Annotated in this window: 20 protein-coding genes; 9 read left to right on the plus strand and 11 right to left on the minus strand. The window is 51.1% G+C overall.

What is annotated here, in order from left to right; genetic code table 11:
- Window positions 1-89 precede the first annotated feature (89 nt).
- Complete coding sequence (gene yihA / locus K1X45_RS06810; protein WP_220160194.1) at window positions 90-782, plus strand: ribosome biogenesis GTP-binding protein YihA/YsxC; 693 nt, start codon at window positions 90-92, stop codon at window positions 780-782.
- A gap of 59 nt (window positions 783-841) precedes the next feature.
- Window positions 842-1,729 carry an acetylglutamate kinase gene (gene argB, locus K1X45_RS06815; RefSeq protein ID WP_022712483.1) on the plus strand — a complete coding sequence of 296 codons (888 nt, stop codon included), beginning with the start codon at window positions 842-844 and terminating at the stop codon, window positions 1,727-1,729.
- A 73-nt stretch (window positions 1,730-1,802) separates the two neighbouring features.
- On the opposite strand, the gene K1X45_RS06820 is transcribed toward argB, so the two are convergent.
- Complete coding sequence (locus tag K1X45_RS06820) at window positions 1,803-2,708, minus strand: DMT family transporter (RefSeq protein ID WP_220160195.1); 906 nt, start codon at window positions 2,706-2,708, stop codon at window positions 1,803-1,805.
- 251 nt (window positions 2,709-2,959) lie between these two features.
- Here K1X45_RS06820 and K1X45_RS06825 point away from each other — a divergent pair, with 251 nt between their 5' ends.
- Together K1X45_RS06825 and K1X45_RS06830 are read left to right on the plus strand one after the other, a co-directional pair.
- Window positions 2,960-3,658: a pyrimidine 5'-nucleotidase gene (locus K1X45_RS06825; protein WP_022712481.1), complete on the plus strand. Its 699-nt coding sequence runs from the start codon at window positions 2,960-2,962 to the stop codon at window positions 3,656-3,658.
- A gap of 12 nt (window positions 3,659-3,670) precedes the next feature.
- A complete protein-coding gene (locus tag K1X45_RS06830; RefSeq protein ID WP_220160196.1) occupies window positions 3,671-4,546 on the plus strand; it encodes a DUF817 domain-containing protein in 876 nt (291 codons plus the stop codon).
- A gap of 54 nt (window positions 4,547-4,600) precedes the next feature.
- Here the strand turns inward: K1X45_RS06830 and K1X45_RS06835 are convergent, their stop codons facing one another.
- Window positions 4,601-5,440 (minus strand): LOG family protein, encoded by an 840-nt coding sequence (locus K1X45_RS06835; protein ID WP_022712479.1) that lies wholly within the window; start codon window positions 5,438-5,440, stop codon window positions 4,601-4,603.
- Window positions 5,441-5,818: 378 nt separating this feature from the next.
- Here K1X45_RS06835 and dapD point away from each other — a divergent pair, with 378 nt between their 5' ends.
- Window positions 5,819-6,673, plus strand: a complete 855-nt coding sequence (gene dapD / locus K1X45_RS06840; RefSeq protein ID WP_220160197.1) for a 2,3,4,5-tetrahydropyridine-2,6-dicarboxylate N-succinyltransferase — start codon at window positions 5,819-5,821, stop codon at window positions 6,671-6,673.
- A 71-nt stretch (window positions 6,674-6,744) separates the two neighbouring features.
- On the opposite strand, the gene K1X45_RS06845 is transcribed toward dapD, so the two are convergent.
- The 3 genes from K1X45_RS06845 to K1X45_RS06855 all read right to left on the minus strand — a co-directional run bounded on the left by K1X45_RS06845 (window position 6,745) and on the right by K1X45_RS06855 (window position 7,638).
- Window positions 6,745-6,960, minus strand: coding sequence for a hypothetical protein (locus tag K1X45_RS06845; protein WP_220160198.1), 216 nt, complete (start codon window positions 6,958-6,960; stop codon window positions 6,745-6,747).
- 123 nt (window positions 6,961-7,083) lie between these two features.
- Window positions 7,084-7,299 (minus strand): hypothetical protein, encoded by a 216-nt coding sequence (locus K1X45_RS06850; protein WP_220160199.1) that lies wholly within the window; start codon window positions 7,297-7,299, stop codon window positions 7,084-7,086.
- Between the two features lie 123 nt (window positions 7,300-7,422).
- Complete coding sequence (locus K1X45_RS06855) at window positions 7,423-7,638, minus strand: hypothetical protein (protein WP_022712475.1); 216 nt, start codon at window positions 7,636-7,638, stop codon at window positions 7,423-7,425.
- Between the two features lie 414 nt (window positions 7,639-8,052).
- On the opposite strand from K1X45_RS06855, the gene dapE reads away from it, so the two are divergent.
- Together dapE and K1X45_RS06865 are read left to right on the plus strand one after the other, a co-directional pair.
- Window positions 8,053-9,240, plus strand: a complete 1,188-nt coding sequence (gene dapE / locus K1X45_RS06860) for a succinyl-diaminopimelate desuccinylase (protein ID WP_370627088.1) — start codon at window positions 8,053-8,055, stop codon at window positions 9,238-9,240.
- A gap of 70 nt (window positions 9,241-9,310) precedes the next feature.
- The gene (locus tag K1X45_RS06865) at window positions 9,311-9,916 is read left to right on the plus strand and encodes a hypothetical protein (protein WP_220160200.1); all 606 of its coding nucleotides are present in this window, start codon (window positions 9,311-9,313) and stop codon (window positions 9,914-9,916) included.
- On the opposite strand, the gene truA is transcribed toward K1X45_RS06865, so the two are convergent.
- Genes truA through def form a run of 4 tightly spaced genes read right to left on the minus strand, consistent with a single transcriptional unit; the run spans window position 9,911 to window position 12,709 of the window.
- Window positions 9,911-10,666, minus strand: coding sequence for a tRNA pseudouridine(38-40) synthase TruA (gene truA / locus K1X45_RS06870; RefSeq protein WP_220160201.1), 756 nt, complete (start codon window positions 10,664-10,666; stop codon window positions 9,911-9,913). The two genes, K1X45_RS06865 and truA, sit on opposite strands and share 6 nt — an antisense overlap.
- Complete coding sequence (locus K1X45_RS06875) at window positions 10,667-11,194, minus strand: GNAT family N-acetyltransferase (RefSeq protein ID WP_220160202.1); 528 nt, start codon at window positions 11,192-11,194, stop codon at window positions 10,667-10,669.
- Window positions 11,191-12,126: a methionyl-tRNA formyltransferase gene (gene fmt / locus K1X45_RS06880; RefSeq protein WP_220160203.1), complete on the minus strand. Its 936-nt coding sequence runs from the start codon at window positions 12,124-12,126 to the stop codon at window positions 11,191-11,193. Before fmt ends, K1X45_RS06875 begins: the two co-directional genes overlap by 4 nt.
- A gap of 49 nt (window positions 12,127-12,175) precedes the next feature.
- Window positions 12,176-12,709, minus strand: coding sequence for a peptide deformylase (gene def, locus K1X45_RS06885; RefSeq protein ID WP_220160204.1), 534 nt, complete (start codon window positions 12,707-12,709; stop codon window positions 12,176-12,178).
- Between the two features lie 178 nt (window positions 12,710-12,887).
- Here def and K1X45_RS06890 point away from each other — a divergent pair, with 178 nt between their 5' ends.
- Window positions 12,888-14,114 (plus strand): DNA recombination protein RmuC, encoded by a 1,227-nt coding sequence (locus tag K1X45_RS06890; RefSeq protein ID WP_220160205.1) that lies wholly within the window; start codon window positions 12,888-12,890, stop codon window positions 14,112-14,114.
- A 348-nt stretch (window positions 14,115-14,462) separates the two neighbouring features.
- On the opposite strand, the gene K1X45_RS06895 is transcribed toward K1X45_RS06890, so the two are convergent.
- The gene (locus K1X45_RS06895) at window positions 14,463-14,714 is read right to left on the minus strand and encodes a SelT/SelW/SelH family protein (RefSeq protein WP_116088892.1); all 252 of its coding nucleotides are present in this window, start codon (window positions 14,712-14,714) and stop codon (window positions 14,463-14,465) included.
- Window positions 14,715-14,784: 70 nt separating this feature from the next.
- Complete coding sequence (gene lepA / locus K1X45_RS06900; RefSeq protein ID WP_022712466.1) at window positions 14,785-16,593, minus strand: translation elongation factor 4; 1,809 nt, start codon at window positions 16,591-16,593, stop codon at window positions 14,785-14,787.
- Window positions 16,594-16,854: 261 nt separating this feature from the next.
- On the opposite strand from lepA, the gene K1X45_RS06905 reads away from it, so the two are divergent.
- Window positions 16,855-17,844: a complex I NDUFA9 subunit family protein gene (locus K1X45_RS06905; protein ID WP_022712465.1), complete on the plus strand. Its 990-nt coding sequence runs from the start codon at window positions 16,855-16,857 to the stop codon at window positions 17,842-17,844.
- Window positions 17,845-17,889 lie beyond the last annotated feature (45 nt).

Below are 17,889 nucleotides of genomic sequence, written 5' to 3' on the forward strand. Positions count from 1 at the left end.
GACGGTTGACAAAAGCCACTGAAAGCTCAATGCCATAAAGAACAGTGTTATGTTGCAATGACACGGATATAAGCCACAGGAAGAATTGAGTGACCGAAGCAGAACTGGCCGTCGCAAAAGAAGCAGAGAAATATGCAGCACTTGTTGCCGAGGGTAAGGCTCTCTTCAACAAGCGATGGATTTTTATCCGCGGCGTGCCGTCCATGAAATTTCTCCCGCCGGAAGGCCCTGTTGAAATCGCTTTCGCCGGTCGCTCCAATGTCGGCAAATCCTCGCTGATTAATGCGATTGTCGGCCAGAACGGCTTGGCACGCACATCCAACACACCGGGTCGTACGCAGGAGCTCAACTATTTTGTGCCGGATGGTTATTCCGGCGAGAATGGTGACCTGCCGCCATTGGCACTCGTTGATATGCCGGGCTACGGCTTTGCTGAAGCGCCGAAATCCATGGTCGATGCATGGACACGTCTGGTCTTCGATTATCTGCGCGGCCGCACCACGCTGAAGCGTGTTTATGTGCTGATTGACTCTCGTCACGGCATTAAAAAGAATGATGCGGATGTGCTGGATCTTTTGGATAAAGCCGCCGTCTCCTACCAGATCATTCTCACCAAGATCGACAAGATCAAGGAAGCAGGCGTCCCGCGCCTGATGGCAGAAACACAGAAAGCGATTGCACGTCGTCCGGCCGCTTTCCCGCAGATTCTCGCCACATCCTCCGAAAAAGCCATCGGCTTTGATGCAGTGCGCGCTGCGATTGCTCTGCTGACCAAGGAATAGGAACCACGCAAGGTGGTTTCTTTATCACTCACATAACCCTTCATGCCGTGGAGTGCTCCATGACCGCGACAAGCCCTGAAATCCAAGCACAACTCCTCTCAGCCGCCCTGCCCTTCATGCAGCGTTATGAGAATAAAACAGTCGTCGTCAAATATGGCGGTCATGCCATGGGCGATGCGGCACTGGGCAAGGCCTTTGCCCGCGATATCGCGCTGCTCAAACAATCCGGCATCAACCCGATTGTTGTTCATGGCGGCGGTCCGCAGATTGCTGCAATGCTTGGCAAGCTTGGCATTGAATCCCGTTTCGAAGGCGGCTTGCGCGTTACCGATGAAAAGACGGTTGAAGTGGTTGAAATGGTTCTCGCCGGTTCAATCAACAAAGAAATCGTGGCGATGATTAATGCCGAAGGCGAATGGGCAATCGGCCTGTGCGGCAAAGACGGCAATATGGTTTTTGCTGAAAAAGCGCATAAGACCTATCGCGATCCGGATTCCAATATTGAGCGCGTGCTTGATCTGGGCTTTGTCGGCGAGCCGGTAGAAGTGGATCGCACATTGCTTGATCTGCTTGCACGTTCGGCTGTAATTCCGGTGATTGCACCGGTTGCACCGGGCCGTGATGGCAATACCTATAATATCAATGCGGATACTTTTGCCGGTGCGATTGCGGGTGCGCTGAGCGCAACACGTCTGCTGTTCCTCACCGATGTACCGGGTGTTCTGGATAAGAACAAAAACCTGATCAAGGAATTGTCGGTTGCAGATGCGCTGGCACTGATTGAAGACGGTACAATTTCCGGCGGCATGATCCCGAAAGTTGAAACCTGTATTGATGCAATCCGCCGCGGTGTGGAAGGCGTGGTTATTCTCAATGGTAAAACCCCGCATTCCGTATTGCTGGAATTGTTTACGGAACACGGTGCCGGCACACTTATTGTGCCATAACTAACAATGCACGTTGATCGTGCCGTAAACTAAAAGACCTTATAAAAAAATCCCGCAATTGCGGGATTTTTTCTTACTGCCATAACAACAAAAACAGAATGCCGGTGACAATCAAGATACATCCGGCGACTTCCATGCGGTTGATCCGCTCTTTAAAAATGAACACTGCCGAGATGAAAGTAAAAATCAGTTCGATCTGCCCGAGCGCACGCACATAGGCCACCTGCTGCAAGGCCATAGCTGTAAACCAGCCCATTGATCCCAGTACGCTGGACAGGCCAACCAGCGATGATGAGCGCCATGATTTCAGCACCAGAACAATTTCATTCTTGTCCTTGATCAGCATCCATACCAGCATGAAAACCGTCTGGAATGTCGTCACACAAGCAAGTGTCACAGCGGCCTGCATGATCGGATTTGGACCGTCCAGCGAAAGCGCTGCGGAGCGATAAGCCACGGCAGAAATACCGAATACACCACCCGAAGCGATACCGATCAAAGCTGTACGGCTGACCAGAGCTTTAAACAAATTGCCCCAGCTTAACGGCATACGCGCGACTGAAATCAGCATTACACCCAGTACACCAACAATAATTGCCAGCACGGCACCGGTTGTCAGACGTTCTCCAAGTAAGATCAGGCCAAAGATAGCCGCCTGCACCGGTTCAGTCTTGGAATAGGCTGTACCCACTGCAAAATTGCGCAGGGTAAACAAATAAACCAGCATGATAGTGGCGAAGATCTGTGCCAGCCCGCCGACAACACTCCAGAACAGGAATGCACCGTTAAGCTGCGGCAAAGCAAAGCCCGCAAAGAAATGCAGACCCAGCACATAAAGAATGGCGACAGGAAAACCATAACCAAAACGCACAAAGCTTGCGCCTCTGGTGCCGAGCTTGCCTTGCAACTTTTTTTGCAGCGTCGTGCGCACATTCTGCATAAAGGCAGCGGCAATCGTAATAGGTATCCAGAGTTCCATGATTATGCAGTGCTTTTCTGTTTTATAGAAATATATCAGGCTCTGTTTGCCCTGCCCTGCCGCTAATTACAAGCCACCCGCTTTATACCAAGGCGATAAGATGCTGACGCATCACGCCTTGAAAAAGTTCAATCGCCACTCGGGCTTAACCCAAATCCCATGAGTGATACTCATGGGGTTTTGGTATTAGCGCTTAAGTGTCACGATAAATAAAGGCTGATCTTTACAAAACTTCGTGGCATAACACCTGCATGACCAATTTACCTGAACCGCGCCACTTCGCCCATGTCACTGACTGGGTGTTTGATATGGATAATACACTCTACCCGCACGACACTAATCTGTTCTCGCAGATTGATGTGCGGATGACATCTTATGTCTCGGAACTGCTGCAGCTGCCACGCGATGAGGCACGCAAGGTTCAGAAGCGGTTTTATCAGGAATATGGCACCACGCTGAAGGGTCTGATGGAATGTCACAAGATTGATCCCGACGACTTTCTCGCCAAAGTGCATGACATTGACTATACATGGTTGAAACCCGACCCGCTTCTGGGTGAAGCCATTGCCCGCCTGCCCGGCCGCAAATTCATCTATACCAATGGCGACCGCAAACATGCGGAAAATGCGGCAGCACAGCTTGGTATTCTCGACCGTTTCGACGATATTTTCGACATTGTTGCCGCACAACTGGTGCCAAAACCGGAGCGTGCACCTTATGAGCTGTTTTACAAACAATGCGGTATCAATCCGCAAAAAGCAGCGATGTTTGAAGATCTGGCGCGCAATCTCACAGTGCCAAAATCCACCGGCATGCGCACAGTTCTGATTGTGCCGAATAATTTTGAACCGGATTTCAGTGAGATTTGGGAAAGCGATCCCGCCTTTACTGACAGCGTGGATTTTGTCACGGATAATCTGACAGAGTTTCTGACTGCGCTGCACCCGTAAATGCATCAACCCGTGCACAGCAAACGCCATTTCACTTCACTGGAAGCTGTAATCGATGCAGCCGCACACCGGCTGCTTGACCGGTTGCCACAACATGGTCTCTCCGGTGCATTGGTTGAGTTTCTGGTTTTCGGGCTGAAACAGGCATGGGCATGCCTGTTCGGCGGCGTCATGCTCGGGCTGATTATTCTCAGCAAATATCTATGGGCAGACGGCTCTGCCCTGCCGCAACTGATCACACGCTATGATTTCCTGTTTCTGTCAGCAGTTACCATTCAGTTGCTGATGCTGCTGAGCCGCTTGGAAACCTTACGTGAAGCCAAGGTCATCCTGATTTTCCATATTGTCGGAACAGCAATGGAAATCTTCAAAACCCATATGGGGTCGTGGATTTATCCAGAGGAAAATCTGTTCCGCATCGGTGGCGTACCGCTATTCTCCGGCTTTATGTATGCGGCAGTCGGTTCCTATATGGCGCGGATCAACCGTATTTTTGATATCAGACTGGCATACTACCCGCCATTACCGCTGACTTTTGCACTCGCCACCGGCATTTATATCAATTTCTTCAGCCACCATTATCTGCCGGATATGCGCTGGCTGCTCTTTGCCGTCACCGCATTGATGTTCTGGCGCACCAGCATGCATTACCGCGTGTTCCGTTTTCGTCACCGTATGCCGTTACTGCTGGCGTTCTTCCTGACTTCCCTGTTTATCTGGATTGCCGAAAATATCGGCACATGGTCACGCGTCTGGCTCTATCCGGGGCAACATGACCAATGGGTGCCGGTCTCACTGTCGAAACTCGGCGCATGGTATCTGCTGATGATAATTTCCGTGGTGCTGGTGACCGTTATTCATCCGCCGAAACAGCCGGACGACAGATAATAAAAAACGCCGATGCGTTTGCACACCGGCGTTTCAATTTCTCATTATCAGCGCTTACAGATCGTAGTGATCTTTCACGACATTCCATGCTTCATCAGCCGTATCCACATAATGGAACAGCTCCAGATCTTCCGGCGAAATTGTGCCCTGTTCGGAGAGATACGGAATATTGATCGCCTTCGTCCAGAACTCCTTGCCGAACAGCACCAGCGGCACACGTTCCATACGGCCAGTCTGCATCAATGTAAGTGTTTCAAACAACTCGTCCATGGTACCGAAACCACCTGGGAAAACGGCAAAAGCCTTGGCACGGAACAGAAAATGCATCTTGCGCAGCGCGAAATAGTGGAAGTTGAAGCACAATTCCGGCGTGACATAGGCGTTCGGCGCCTGCTCATGCGGGAGCACAATGTTCAAACCGATAGACGGCGCACCAATATCAGCGGCACCACGGTTGCCCGCTTCCATCACACCCGGCCCGCCACCGGTGACGACGACGAATTCACGGTAATAGGTTGAAGCCGAGTATTCCGAACAACGGCGGGCAAATTCACGCGCTTCTTCATAATAAACCGAATTGGCTTCGAGATTCTTTTTCTGAACTTCGTTTTTCGCAGCCCATGCCTCGCCGCCCGGCTCAGGGATACGCGCGCCACCGAACAGTACGACAGTCGACTTGATGCCGCGCTCTTCCATAATCATTTCCGGCTTCAGCAGCTCAAGCTGCAGGCGGATCGGGCGCAGTTCCCGCTTGGTCATAAATTCCGCATCACTGAATGCCAGCTTATAGGCCGGCGCACGGGTTTGCGGTGTATCCGGCACCGCAGCGACGCGCTTAACAGTTTCACCGGAATTGCTGAAAGGTGTCCAGCCATCTTTCTCAAGCGGATTCATGCAATATCATCCTGTTGTGGCAGCGACATCAATTATAAAAAAGCAAGCCACTGTTCGTGTTTCCATATTGAGTGTCTGAATCAAAAATCGTCAGGCCGAGACGAAAAGGGTGATTTCGAGAACCGGAACGGAGCGTACCTATTGTACGTTCATCTAGGTAAGCCCAGAAATTGCCCTTTGCAGGCCGGCATGGCGACTTTTAGATCAGATACTGAGGCATATAGTGCAAAAGCGGCAATGCCAAGATTGACCATGCTTTGAGCATAGCCTAATCATTTGCCGAAAATATTCCGTAATCTGTATATTTCGTCAGGCATTTCGTCTGAATGACGAAATAAATGCGATTTAATTCCGTTTCAACACCTCAGGAGCAGTAATATGTCCCAGCCTGATCTGTCAGCTCTCGAAAAAATTATCACAAAAGCTTTTGATGAGCGTGACACAGTCTCGGTATCAACCACCGGAGAAATCCGTGATGCCGTCGCACAATCCCTCTTGCTGCTCGATCAGGGTAAAGTACGTGTTGCCGAAAAACAGGCAGACGGTAACTGGACAGTCAATCAGTGGCTGAAAAAAGCAGTTCTGCTTTCCTTCCGTCTTAACCCGATGGAAATCATCAAAGGCGGCCCGGGTGAATCCGTCTGGTGGGATAAAGTCGCCTCCAAGTTTGACGGCTGGGGTGCAGATGAGTTTACGCAGGCCGGTTTCCGCGCCGTGCCAAACTGCGTCGTGCGTCACTCCGCTTATATTGCACCAAATGCCATTCTGATGCCGTCTTTTGTTAATCTCGGCGCTTATGTCGGGGAAGGCACGATGGTTGATACATGGGCAACTGTCGGCTCCTGCGCTCAGATCGGCAAGAATGTGCATCTGTCCGGCGGCGTCGGCATCGGCGGCGTGCTTGAGCCGCTGCAGGCCGAACCAACCATCATCGAAGACAATTGCTTTATCGGCGCCCGTTCGGAAGTTGTGGAAGGCTGCATCATCCGCGAAGGTTCGGTGCTTGGTATGGGTGTCTATATCGGCAAATCCACCAAAATCGTCGACCGCGCCACCGGCGAAGTCTTCTATGGCGAAGTACCGCCTTACTCGGTTGTTGTTGCCGGTACTATGCCGGGCAAACCTTTGCCAAATGGTGAAGCTGGCCCGAGCCTTTATTGCGCGGTTATCGTTAAGCGTGTTGATGAGAAAACCCGCTCGAAAACTTCAATCAATGATCTGCTGCGCGACTAAAAACAGCCTATCAAAAACAACAAAAAGCGGCGGGCCTCAAGCCCGCCGCTTTTTGTTTGTTATACCGTCAATTAACGACGGGTGCTTGCAGGCGAATGATCGTCAAAGCCGTTAGCGGAACCGTCACTATAGGTTTCGGTCTGTGTGCTGGTTACAGTCGCATTCGCAGTTACAAATGTCTGGTCAGCACCATACAGATTGTCTGGAATGCCGGCATTTGGATTTTCAGCAAATGCGGCACCGGCAGAAAGAGCAAGAGCGGCAACAGTCAAAGCAATCTTTTTCATTTTCATATTCCTTTTATAGGCCGGTCATTTTCAACGGATCAGTTGGGAGGGTCTGTTCATCAGACGTTGAAATGCGGCTGTCATTCATAGTGTTAATGTTATGCGGAGGATGTACCGGCTAAATTAGCCGTTATAGCTGGCTGGTGAATTGTCACCGAAACCGTGAGCCGAACCGTCTGTAAAGGTTTCAGCCTGTGTGCTTTTCACAGTTGAAGTGGTGATCACAGGTGTCTTGTCATTGCTGTACAGGTCATCAGGAATACCCGCATTTGGGTTTTCAGCAAAAGCAGCACCGGCGGTCAGAGCAAGGGCGGCAACAGTCAAAGCAATCTTTTTCATTTTCATATTCCTCTTATAGGCCGGTTATTCTCAACGGGATCAGTTGGGAGGTCTGTTCATCAGACGTTGAAATCCGGCTGTCATTCATAGTGTTGATATTATGCGGAGGATGTACCGGCTAAATTAGCCGTTATAGCTGGATGGTGCATTATCACCGAAGCCGTGTGCGGAACCGTCTGTAAAGGTTTCAGCCTGTGTGCTTTTCACAGTTGAAGTGGTGATCACAGGTGTCTTGTCATTGCTGTACAGATCATCAGGAATACCCGCATTTGGGTTTTCAGCAAAAGCTGCTCCGGCAGAAAGAGCAAGTGCAGCAACAGTCAAAGCAATCTTTTTCATTTTCATATTCCTTGTTCAATTTATGTGAACGTGCTTGGGAGAAGCGCCGTTCCGATGACCCTGAGATAGGAGCCATTGTTTATGATTTCAACTCACATAAATTTTACGACTAAATAAAAATTCTGACACAATCTTTCCTTGAAAAAACAACTAACACATATCAACTCAATAAAATCAAGAACTTAACAGTTTAAAAATTTGGCAGATATTTCAATATTCGCTGTATCGTTCTCTAAATAGAGACATTCCGTTCGTTGTATCGTTCCCAATTGATGAACAATAACAGTTTTATCACAATATTATTACCGGCTGTTACAGTGCTGTTTTTGGAATTAGATACCGGCAAATCACAGTGTGACTCATCAAAGATAGATTCCAGATGCGCCAGCTTGCGGCATCTGCTAAGCCTTGTGCATGATGACCACATTTGATCCCGCTGAAAATCTCGCTGCTCTTATCCGCTGCCCGTCAGTTACACCGGCAGAAGGCGGAGCTCTCACAACGCTGCAGGCAATGCTGGAACCGCTCGGCTTCAAAATCGAGCGTCCTGTCTTCACTGAAGACGGCACGCCGGACATAGAAAATCTCTATGCACGCCTCAAAGGCACAGGCCCGCATCTGATGTTTGCCGGCCATACCGATGTTGTGCCGACCGGTGATCTCTCGCTCTGGAAGCACCCGCCTTTTGCAGCCGTTATTGAGAATAGTGAACTCTATGGCCGTGGTGCAGTAGACATGAAGGGCGGAATAGCCTGTTTTGTTGCCGCAACCGCCCGCTATTTGAAAAAATTTCCGGATCGCAAGCCGAATATTTCTTTCCTGATTACCGGCGACGAAGAAGGCCCTGCAATCAACGGCACCGATAAATTACTGCATTGGGCAAAAGCCAAAGGCGAAAGCTGGGATGCTTCACTGGTTGGGGAGCCAACCAATCCTGACCGCTTGGGTGAAACAATTAAAATCGGCCGCCGTGGCTCTGTCACCGGCACGGTAACAGTGCATGGTACGCAGGGGCATGTGGCCTATCCGCATAATGCGGACAATCCGGTGCGCGGTATTATGGCTCTGCTGAACAGCCTGCTGATACCGGCCTATGATAAGGGTACAGAGAATTTTCAGGCAACCAATCTCGAAATCACTTCGATTGATGTCGGCAATCCGGCAACCAATGTCATTCCGGCAAAAGCAATCGCCTCATTCAACATCCGCTTCAATGACACATGGACAGCCGATACTCTGCAAGACGAAGTTACACGTCGTCTGAGCGATGCTGCACAGGACAATCCGTTCCGGCAGGATAAATCGGTGCCACTTCACTATGAGTTACAGTGGAGCGAACGTCCGAGCCATGTATTTCTGACCCGCAATGACAAGCTGATTGACTCTCTGAACGATGCGATCAAAGCGGTGACCGGCAAACAGGCCACACTTTCCACATCCGGCGGCACATCCGATGCCCGTTTCATCAAGGATTATTGCCCTGTGGTGGAATTCGGTCTTGTCGGCCAGACCATGCATATGGCCAATGAGCGGACATCACTGCAAGACCTTGAAAATCTCACCGCAATTTACGAAAAATTCCTTGAGGGCTTTTTTGCCTGAGTCATTTTACTTCGGGTGCCTGCCCTGAAAACACAGGCACCTCTTTCGTCGTCACTTATACAGGTTGCCCATGCCCAGTTTTGAAGAGATTCAGTATTATTTCTCCGCAGTCTGGCGCACCATGACCGGCCATCCGGAAGCATTGAATGATCTGAATACGGATGCAGACGGTTTCTGGCGGTCTTTTTATGCAATCCTGATTTCCCTGCCGCCAATGCTGATCGGCTGGGTCGAAATCGCAGCCCGCCTTACCGAAGGAACAGAAGGCGGCGATGCAACAGCATTGCGCCTTATCAATACGGTCAAGCTCGGCGCTATTGATATGATTGTCTGGCTATTACCGCTGCTCATTATCGGCTTTCTCAGCCGCAGCCTTGGCCTTGAACGCCGTTTTTCTACCTATGTAGTCGCTACAAACTGGACAACCGCGTTATTTGCGTGGATCTATGCCCCGCTCTCATTCCTCAATCTGCTGCTGCCGGACTTGTCTCCGGTCTTCGCAGGCATCGGTTTCGGGCTGTTTCTGGCGACATTAGTGCTGAGCTACAGGCTCACCCGTGCAGCATTGCAACGGCCACATAGTTTCGCCGCGCCATTTTTCATTTCTGTGGTGCTGGGCAGTATTATGCTGACAATCATACTGCAAAATCTGGCAGGTTTTATACCTGCTCTATAAAATCAGTGGATAATCCGCACCAATCATATAGAGGCCATGGGCAGGTGCCACGACACCGCAGGCTTTACGGTCACGTGCTTCCAGTGCCGCCACCAGATCGTCATTGGTCCAGCGGCCTGTCCCCACTTCGCTGATGCTGCCAACCAGTGAACGCACCTGATTATGCAGGAAAGACCGCGCAGATGCCCGTACCTCAATCAACTCGCCATGACGCTGAACACTCAAGAGATCAAGCGTTTTAACAGGGCTTTTGGACTGGCATTGTGTAGAGCGGAATGTCGTAAAATCATGCAGGCCGACAAGCAATTGTGCGGCCTCCTGCATGGCATCCGTATCCAGCTTTTTCGCCACCCACCAGGCACGGCTGGCTTCCAGCGCCAAAGGTGTGCGACGATTGATAATGCGGTAAATATAATGCCGTCCCAGCGCGCTGAAACGCGCATCAAAATGATCCGGCACTTTCTCGACATTAATCAGAAAGACGCTCTCTTTATCCAGTGCCAGATAGGCATTGACGGCATCGCGTACTTTGGATGCGCCCCAATCCTTGGTCAGATCAACATGGGCTGTCTGTTGAAAAGCATGAACGCCGGCATCGGTACGCCCTGCAGCCCCGATTGAATTGCTGTCACCGCAAAATTTAAAAATCGCAGCTTCAATAGCCCCCTGCACCGTCGGCGCATTATCCTGCCGCTGCCATCCGGCATAGGGTGAACCATCATATTCAACTGTCAGGCGATAACGCGGCACTCAATTTTCTCCGAATGCAGAAGCATAAATCAGTTTACCTTGCAAAGGCGCAAGAGTGGCTGTGTCCGTGAGGTGCTTTGCCTGCAAATATTGAGCCGGATAAACACTCTCAAGTCCGGCAGCATCGGCAACGCTGTAACCGAAGCGTCCGTAATAGGCAGGATCGCCTAAGACAATGCTCAGAACCTCACCTTGCTGAACCAGCAGCTTATGCGCAACCTCAACCAGCGCACTGCCCAGCCCCGTCCGCTGCATTTCCGATGACACAGCAAGCGGTGCCAAAGCAACAGCAGCAAGACGATTGCCGGACTGTTCGACCCATAATCTGGAAAACAGAATATGTCCGGCAATTTGACCGGCAATTTCCGCAACCAGTTCCAGCACAATGTCACCATCAGCGGCCAGCTTGCGCACCAATGCAACCTCATCAGCCCCGTCAAAAGCAGCGGCAATCACACCATCAATCGTTGAGCGATCTTGCTCTCTGACGGGGCGTATATCCGGCTGCTTGACGGGAGAATGACTCATGGCAGAATTGTACCGGTTGCGAGCTTAACGCCATTGCAGAATTCTGCAGCGCTGACAGCCTTGCCACCGGCTTTCTGCACCAGCGTCAGCGCAACCGCACCCTCACCACAGGCAATTACCAGCTGGCCGTCCAGCACTTCACCGGCTTTGCCTGCACCATCAGCGATCACCGAGCGCAGCACTTTTACGCGCTCAAGCTGACCATTGATTTCCATCTCGCACCATGCCCCCGGAAACGGGCTCAAACCGCGGATACGGTTATGCACGGCCTGCGCCGGTTGCGACCAGTCAATACGCGCTTCAGACTTCTCAATCTTGGAGGCATAGGTCACGCCATCTTCTGACTGCGGATTGAGCTTCAGACTGTCACGCTCCAGTGCAGCCATAGCACGCACCATCAGATCGGCACCGGTAATGCTCAAACGATCATGCAATTCACCGCAGGTCATATTCGGAGTGATGGTAATTTTCTCGACCATGGCCACAGGACCGGTATCCAGCCCCTCATCCATTTTCATAATCATCATACCGCTCTCGGCATCACCAGCCATAATCGCCCGCTGGATCGGCGCCGCACCACGCCAGCGTGGCAGCAGCGAAGCGTGACCATTATAGCAGCCAAGTGCGGGCGCTTCGAGAATAGCCTTTGGCAGCAACATGCCATAGGCGACAACCACAGCGACATCCGCATTCAGATCATGGAAAATCTGCTGTTCTTCTTCGCTTTTCAGGCTTTTCGGCGTGAAAACAGGAATACCGAATTCTTCAGCCTTTTCATGCACAGGCGATTTTGTCAGTTCCAAACCACGACGACCGGCCGGACGCGGCGGCTGGCTGTAAACAGCAACAATCTCATAGCCCTGTCCGATCAGCGCTGTCATCACCGGAACAGAAAATTCCGGCGTGCCCATAAACACAATACGTAACGACATAGACTATCCTACCTACACTCTCTGACCTGACCGTAATTCAGCCTGTATTTCAGATTTTTTTACCTGAAGCCGGCACATGGGTCTTGGCCAATTTTTTGAATTTCTTAATCACCATATCCCGCTTAAGCTTGGAAATATGATCGATAAAAAGCACGCCATCCAGATGGTCAATCTCATGCTGCAGACAGGTAGCCATCAGGCCTTCAGCTTTGATTTCCTGCGGTTTGCCGTCCAGATCCTGATAGGTCACGCGCACAGTCGCAGGGCGTTCCACTTCCGCATAATAATCAGGGATCGAGAGGCAACCTTCTTCGTAGCTGCTCGGCTCATCCGAACGCTCGACAATCACCGGATTGATAAAGACATGCGGCGCGGGGGCATCGCCCTCTTTCGCCAGATCAATCACCACCATACGGATCGGCTCAGCCACCTGAATTGCAGCCAGACCAATCCCCGGCGCATCATACATCGTGGCGAGCATATCATCGGAGAATTTACGCAAATCCGCGTCGAAACGCTCAACGGGTTTGGAAACCTGACGCAATACCGGATCAGGAATAAAAATAATCGGCTTAATGGTCATCACAGTGATCCGGTGTTGCAAATGATTGAAAATATCTGACACCCGCGCAGGCAGGCACAATCGGAATGATGTCCGATCTAATCTCTCAGCACTCCGCCGTCAATAAATTACATGAGATGAACAAAAATTTGTTCACGTTTTATTCTTATATTTACCGCGAATCGTGTAATCTTTATCTATGGAAACATTATCTGCTTCAGAAATACCGGCATCCTTTGCGAGTGCACTCGGTCTCAGCCCCGCCCAGTTTTTGCTGGTGACGGGCGGTTTTGTACTGTTCATTATCCTCCTGCTGTTCTGGCTCTCCGGCCGTAACAGCAGGGCGATGATCCATGCGCAGTTTCAGTCGGAAGAGCGGGCGCGCGAGGCAGAAATGCAAATGCAGTCGATCCTGAAAAGTCAGGCAGAGATGCAGGGGCGCATGCAGACGATGGCAGAGCTTTTCGGCGCCAGACAGGCAGAGCTCAATAAATCTATCCGCGACCGGCTCGACGGCATGACCAGTCATCTTGGCCGCAGCATCAATGAACAGACCCGCTCAACCCATGAAAACTTAAGCAAGTTGCAGGAACGGCTGGCGGTGATCGACACCGCCCAGAACAATATCCAGTCGCTCGCCGGTCAGGTTGTGCAATTGCAGGCCATCCTCGCCAATAAACAGACACGCGGCGCTTTCGGCCAATCGCGGATGGAAGCAATTATTGCCGACGGTCTGCCAATGGGTGCCTATGAGTTTCAGGCTACACTCTCTAATGGTATGCGGCCTGATTGTCTGGTGCGGATGCCTAATGGCACAGCCTCACTGGTGGTCGATGCCAAATTCCCGCTGGAAAGCTGGAATGCATTAAAAGCCTCGGAAACACCGGAAGCCAAACGTCATTACGAACAGCTGTTCCGCCGCGATATGGAGGTACATATCCGTGACATTGCCGCCAAATATTTCATCAGCGGTGAGACACAGGATACGGCCTTTCTGTTTGTACCATCAGAATCGATTTTTGCGGAAATTCACGAGAATTTTGAGGTGATTATTCAGCGGGCACATCGCTCCCGCGTGGTCATTGTCTCGCCTTCTCTGCTGATGCTCTCCATTCAGGTCATCCAGTCCGTGCTTAAAGATGCGCGGATGCGGGAACAGGCCCATCTCATTCAGGGAGAAGTTGTGCGGCTGATGGATGATGTATCGCGGCTTGATGAACGGGTGCGCAAATTACAAACCCATTTCTCACAGGCCAGCCGTGACATTGACGATATTCTGATCTCATCCTCCAAAGTCACCCGTCGCGGTGCCAAGATTGAAGCATTGGAACTGGGCGACAATCCGGATAATCACGAACAGAAAAAAGCGCCGCAGCAACAGTCTTTACCACAGAACGGTGCCCCTTCTGCACCACGCTTTTTATAGGGAGCAATCTCGCGGAATCTATCTCTGAAAACGGGATTATAAGCCTTTGCAGAATGAGGAAAAAATCCCGTTCAAGGCGCATCAAAACCTTATTTTATGCAATAAAATTAACCATTTAAGCTATCCGCGCCACAATAAATAAAGACGAAACCGGCAATCCGCGTCTATGCAGCTCATATATATCCGCACAAAAACCGGACAGCCGCAGCGGAATCTCCGCCTCAAATGATGCCCGCAACACTTTGCACGATAAATAAAAAAGCCGGACGCACATTGCATCCGGCTTTAATTCTACAATAAAAATCATCTAGTTACGTCTTTATATATCATATAAAGACCAGAGCCTGATCAGCCCTTCATTGTCTCACGAATACGGGCAACCAGTGCATCACTTTCCGGAAAGCCGTTTTCAGCTTTACGATCCCATACCACCTGCTCATTCAGACGAATGATGTAATTGCCATCGCCGCCCGGAATAAGCGCGATCTCACCGACTTCATCACCAAATGCCTGCAACAATTCCTGAGCCGCCCATGCAGCACGGAGCATCCAGTTACACTGGATACAATATTCAATGGTAATACGTGGTTTAGCAGTCATATCGCAATATCCTATATTTAATTAAAACAAACCCGCCGGAAGGCGGGTCTGCTCGAAATCTCTGAAGTGATTATTCATCACCCATTTTAAGCGCCTGAATGAAGGCTTCCTGCGGAATTTCCACCTTACCGAACTGACGCATGCGCTTCTTACCTTCCTTCTGTTTTTCCAGAAGTTTGCGCTTACGCGAAACGTCACCACCGTAACATTTCGCCGTCACGTCCTTACGCAGAGCCGAGATCGTCTCACGCGCAACAATACGTCCGCCAATTGCCGCCTGAATCGGAATTTTGAACATATGCTGCGGGATCAGGTCTTTCAGCTTTTCACACAGCACGCGGCCACGTTTTTCAGCAGCAGAACGGTGTACCAGCATGGAGAGCGCATCAACCGGCTCGTCATTGACGAGGATCGACATCTTCACCAGATCGCCTTCCTTATATTCCGACAGATTATAATCGAAAGATGCATAACCTTTGGAAATCGACTTCAGGCGATCGTAGAAATCGAACACCACTTCGTTGAGCGGCAATTCATAGGTCACCATCGCACGCGGGCCGACATAAGACAGATCGACCTGAATACCACGACGCTCCTGACAGAGTTTCAGGATCGAACCGAGATAATCATCAGGCGTCAGAATCGTCGCTTTAATCCACGGCTCTTCAATGGACGTGATTTTCACCACATCCGGCATATCCGCCGGATTGTGCAGTTCCTTCACCGAACCATCGAGCATATTCATGCGATAGACAACGGAAGGTGCGGTAGCGATCAGATCAAGATCAAATTCGCGGGAAAGGCGTTCCTGAATGATTTCAAGATGCAACAGCCCGAGGAAACCGCAACGGAAACCAAAGCCCAAAGCGGCCGATGTTTCCATTTCAAAGGAGAAGCTCGCATCATTGAGACGCAGCTTGCCCATGGCAGCACGCAAATCTTCAAAATCAGCCGCATCCACAGGGAACAGACCGCAGAAAACCACCGGCTGCGCAGGTTTGAAACCCGGCAGCATGGTTGTTGTCGGACGCTTATCCTCGGTGATCGTATCACCGACGCGGGTATCTGCCACTTCCTTGATCGAAGCAGTGATAAAGCCAAGCTCACCCGGCCCCAGATCTTCAACAGCCACCATTTTCGGTGTGAATACGCCAACGCGCTCCACCGGATATTTGGCACCTGTGCCCATCATACGGATGGTCTGGCCTTTTTTCAGCACACCGTCGATGATGCGAACCAGCACGATCACGCCGAGATAAGTGTCATACCAGCTATCCACCAGCATGGCTTTGAGCGGTGCATCACGGTCGCCTTCTTTTGGCGGCGGCAGGCGCTCAACAATCGCTTCCAGCACATCCGGAATACCCAGACCGCTTTTCGCGGAGATTTCTACAGCATCCGATGCATCGATACCGATCACATCTTCAACCTGTTCTTTCACGCGCTCAGGATCAGCCGCAGGCAGATCAATCTTGTTCAGCACAACAACCAGATCGTGATTATTGTCGATCGCCTGATAAACATTGGCCAGCGTCTGCGCTTCCACGCCCTGAGAAGCGTCCACCACCAGCAGCGAACCTTCACAGGCCGCCAGCGAGCGGGAAACTTCATAGGCAAAGTCAACGTGGCCCGGCGTGTCGATCAGGTTGAGAACATAGTCCTCACCGTTTTTCGCACGATAATTCAGGCGAACGGTCTGCGCCTTGATCGTGATGCCGCGCTCGCGCTCGATATCCATCGAGTCGAGCACCTGCTCTTTCATTTCACGATTATCAAGGCCGCCGGTTGCTTGAATCAAACGGTCGGCAAGTGTCGACTTCCCATGATCAATATGGGCGACGATGGAAAAATTCCGGATATGGTCAAGTGGTGTGCTCATGCGCGCGATTTAGCAGCAGATTTGCGCAAAGGCAAAGGGGATTCATGCAAATCGGGGCAAAACAAAGCTTAAAGTGTAATCTTTCGGGGTATGGTGCATTATGTCCCCTTTGCGAAACGGCAAAAAACCAGTAAAGCGTGACCCCAAAGCTGGCAGAACGCGCAAGACATCGCGGGGCAGCACTGGAAAGTTCACTGCATAGAGATGGACACATCGCTAGCAGTTATCATGCCGCAATAGGACCGGCGCAGGAGACAGGTCATGGACACGCAAACGCTTAATCACCGCACAACACCAAAGCTGGTTACAGTTTTCGGTGGTTCAGGTTTTGTAGGGCGTCATGTTGTTGATGCACTGGCACGGCGCGGTTACCGTGTGCGTGTTGCTGTGCGTAAACCGGAAATTGCCTATTATATGCAGCCGCTTGGCAATATCGGTCAGATCCAGCTGGTTCAGGCCAATATCCGCCATCGCTGGTCAGTTGAACGTGCCGTCAAAGGCGCGGATTATGTCGTTAATCTGGTTGGCATTTTAGCTGAAGGCGGCAAACAGCGTTTCAACACTGTTCATGCCATCGGTGCAAAACATGTGGCTGAAGTTGCTGCCGCTGCCGGTCTGCCACTGCTGCACATGTCAGCACTCGGTGCAGATCTGAAAAGCGCATCCGAATATGCCCGCACCAAAGCAGAAGCAGAACGTCAGGTACTGAGCGTAAAGCCGGATGCGGTCATTCTGCGCCCGAGCGTGATTTTCGGCCCTGAAGACCAGTTCTTCAACAAATTCGCCAGCATGTCCCGTTTCTCCCCGTTCATGCCTCTGATCGGCGGCGGCAAGACCCAGTTCCAGCCGGTTTATGTCGGTGATGTGGCAGAAGTCATTGCCCGCGCAGTTGAAGGCAAATTGCAGGCAGGCAAAGCCTATGAGCTGGGTGGCGCTGAAGTGCTGACCCTGCGTCGTTGCATGGAAATTTCGCTGGAAGTGATCGGCCGTAAGCGCGCCTTCATCAACCTGCCTTGGTGGGTTGCCAGCCTGCAGGGCAAAATTCTCGGCCTGCTGCCAAACCCGCCGCTGACCAGCGACCATGTTAAATTGCTGAAGAGCAATAATGTGGTTTCACAGGAAGCTGCAGATGCAGATTTGACACTGGAAGGTCTTGGCATCAAACCACAGGCAATTGATGCAATCCTGCCATCCTATCTCTGGCGCTACCGTGTGCTGGGTCAGTATGACAAGGCAAGCCTTGCCCGCTAAACGGCCATAAATTGAATAAAATAAAGGCCCCTCGCGGGGCCTTTT

The sequence above is a fragment of the Pseudochrobactrum sp. Wa41.01b-1 genome, assembly GCF_019464455.1.
In the GTDB taxonomy this organism is placed as follows: domain Bacteria; phylum Pseudomonadota; class Alphaproteobacteria; order Rhizobiales; family Rhizobiaceae; genus Pseudochrobactrum; species Pseudochrobactrum saccharolyticum.

Coding starts and splice junctions, on each gene's coding strand:
- K1X45_RS06875 (WP_220160202.1), bottom strand. CDS start 11,194: ATGAGTCATTCTCCCGTCAAGCAGCCGGATATACGCCCCGTCAGAGAG.
- K1X45_RS06895 (WP_116088892.1), bottom strand. CDS start 14,714: ATGACTGCTAAACCACGTATTACCATTGAATATTGTATCCAGTGTAAC.
- argB (WP_022712483.1), top strand. CDS start 842: ATGACCGCGACAAGCCCTGAAATCCAAGCACAACTCCTCTCAGCCGCC.
- K1X45_RS06845 (WP_220160198.1), bottom strand. CDS start 6,960: ATGAAAAAGATTGCTTTGACTGTTGCCGCTCTTGCTCTTTCTGCCGGT.
- dapE (WP_370627088.1), top strand. CDS start 8,053: ATGATGACCACATTTGATCCCGCTGAAAATCTCGCTGCTCTTATCCGC.
- dapD (WP_220160197.1), top strand. CDS start 5,819: ATGTCCCAGCCTGATCTGTCAGCTCTCGAAAAAATTATCACAAAAGCT.
- K1X45_RS06865 (WP_220160200.1), top strand. CDS start 9,311: ATGCCCAGTTTTGAAGAGATTCAGTATTATTTCTCCGCAGTCTGGCGC.
- K1X45_RS06820 (WP_220160195.1), bottom strand. CDS start 2,708: ATGGAACTCTGGATACCTATTACGATTGCCGCTGCCTTTATGCAGAAT.
- K1X45_RS06855 (WP_022712475.1), bottom strand. CDS start 7,638: ATGAAAAAGATTGCTTTGACTGTTGCTGCACTTGCTCTTTCTGCCGGA.
- K1X45_RS06825 (WP_022712481.1), top strand. CDS start 2,960: ATGACCAATTTACCTGAACCGCGCCACTTCGCCCATGTCACTGACTGG.
- K1X45_RS06890 (WP_220160205.1), top strand. CDS start 12,888: ATGGAAACATTATCTGCTTCAGAAATACCGGCATCCTTTGCGAGTGCA.
- fmt (WP_220160203.1), bottom strand. CDS start 12,126: ATGTCGTTACGTATTGTGTTTATGGGCACGCCGGAATTTTCTGTTCCG.
- K1X45_RS06835 (WP_022712479.1), bottom strand. CDS start 5,440: ATGAATCCGCTTGAGAAAGATGGCTGGACACCTTTCAGCAATTCCGGT.
- lepA (WP_022712466.1), bottom strand. CDS start 16,593: ATGAGCACACCACTTGACCATATCCGGAATTTTTCCATCGTCGCCCAT.
- K1X45_RS06850 (WP_220160199.1), bottom strand. CDS start 7,299: ATGAAAAAGATTGCTTTGACTGTTGCCGCCCTTGCTCTGACCGCCGGT.
- def (WP_220160204.1), bottom strand. CDS start 12,709: ATGACCATTAAGCCGATTATTTTTATTCCTGATCCGGTATTGCGTCAG.
- K1X45_RS06905 (WP_022712465.1), top strand. CDS start 16,855: ATGGACACGCAAACGCTTAATCACCGCACAACACCAAAGCTGGTTACA.